This is a genomic window from Albidovulum sp. (assembly GCF_049646345.1).
GTDB lineage: Bacteria > Pseudomonadota > Alphaproteobacteria > Rhodobacterales > Rhodobacteraceae > Albidovulum.
In genome coordinates this window covers 1-1,734 of record NZ_JBARVQ010000788.1, presented here as the reverse complement: position 1 = coordinate 1,734, position 1,734 = coordinate 1, and the positions used below count along the sequence as shown (strand labels likewise).

The 1,734-nt window shown below is 61.3% G+C and carries 1 protein-coding gene and 1 pseudogene; one reads left to right on the top strand and one right to left on the bottom strand.

Annotated features, from left to right (window positions below):
- Positions 1–89 precede the first annotated feature (89 nt).
- Positions 90–548 (bottom strand): annotated as a pseudogene (locus WBB85_RS20735) (DUF932 domain-containing protein); the annotation flags it as partial.
- Between the two features lie 59 nt (positions 549–607).
- Here WBB85_RS20735 and WBB85_RS20730 point away from each other — a divergent pair.
- Positions 608–1,645 carry an IS110 family transposase gene (locus tag WBB85_RS20730; RefSeq protein ID WP_432640481.1) on the top strand — a complete coding sequence of 346 codons (1,038 nt, stop codon included), beginning with the start codon at positions 608–610 and terminating at the stop codon, positions 1,643–1,645.
- Positions 1,646–1,734: the final 89 nt, after the last annotated feature.

Genomic DNA, 1,734 nt, shown 5'->3' with positions numbered 1-1,734 from the left:
GTTTGAGGGTTCGGCGAACGGGCGCCAATGACCGCAATGGGCTCTTCACGACGAATTCTGTGGGGCGCCAGCGAGGCACCCCACCATAGTCAGCCAACCCGGTCGAGGAGCTTCTTGGCCCGCCCTTCCATGTCGAGGCGGGCATCCTGCTGGGTTTTGTCCCGCGCCAAGCGCGTGATCCCCTGCACGAAGTCAAAGATGCTCTCAGGCGGCCGGCCCTCCTCCATCAGCACCTTTTCAATGATCTTGCCGGATTCAGCCTTGGAGAAGCCGCGCTTCCGCAGAAAGTCATCCCGATCCTCATCTGTGCGCGCGACGATCTGCTGCCGCGCCGCCTTGATGCCGTTCACAAATCCCTGCGGCGAGGAATTGGCAAACCGTGTCAGTGCTGGTGCCGCCTCTTGGGCAAAGCGCGAGGCGGCATACTTCGAGTGACGGATGGTGATTTCCTGAAAATCCTCGACGCCCCAGAGGTTGCGGTTCTGGCACACCGCCCGCAGGTAAAAACTGGCCATGCCAAGTGTCTTCGCGCCCACCTCGGAATTCCAGATGCCGTATTAAGCCAGTAGCGCCCTATGATCGGGGACTGGCAACTGGAGGGACTGAAATGGAAAAATACGTTGGCATCGACGTTTCGATGAAGGAAAGCGCCGTCTGTATTGTGGATCAGAGCGGCAAGGTCATACGCGAACTGAAAGCACTGAGTGATCCCGCCGCGCTTGGGCGCATTCTGCGGGACGAAGGCTGCTCAGGAGCCCGGATCGGGCTGGAGGCTGGGGCGCTTTCCGGCTGGCTGCACGACGGTTTGAAAGTCGAAGGGTTCGACGTGGTCTTGCTCGAGACGCGACATGTCCAGGCGGCGATCTCGGCCATGGCCGTGAAGACGGACCGCAATGACGCACGGGGGATCGCACAAATGCTGCGGCTCGGCTGGTTCAAATCGGTGCACGCCAAATCCGCCGACTCGCAGGAAATCCGGGCGCTGCTGACTGCGCGCAAGCTTCTCACGCGGAAGCGTGTCGATCTCGACATTGGGATGCGGGGAATCTTGCGGTCTTTCGGCTTAAAGGTCGGTCAGATCGGGCGGGCCCGGTTTGATGCCCGGCTCCGCGAACTTATCACGGGGAACACGATGCTTGAGAAGGTGATCGGTGCCATGCTGGAGGCCCGCGCTGCTCTCGCCCGCGAACTGGCCGAGCTGCATCGCATGGTGCTGCGTCTGACCCGGGAAAGCGAAGTGTGCAAGCGGCTTATGACGGTGCCCGGCGTTGGCCCAATCGCCTCGTTGACCTTTGTAGCCGCCGTTGATGATCCCCATAGGTTTCGATCCTCCAAAGCGATCGGTGCGCATTTCGGCCTGACACCGCGAAAATACCAATCCGGCGAGGTAGATGTGACCGGCCATATCACCAAGGCCGGCGATGCGTCGGTCCGAACCGTGCTCTATGAGGCGGCGAACGCGATCATCACGTTGCGTGTCAAACCGTCTGCCTTGAAGGCCTGGGCGCTTCGGCTGGTAAAGCGGCGCGGTGCTAAACGGGCCAAGGTCGCGTTGGCGCGCAAGCTTGCCGTGTTGATGCACAGGATGTGGGTCGACGGAACTGAATTCGAATTCGGCGCGGGAGATGCCCAACCTGCGACGTAAACTGCTCTGACGGCCGGCCATTCGGCATGGTCGAAGAGGTCCCTTCGCCGGGACGCGAGCCAGGCGAGTCCGGTTCTACTGTCGTGAGC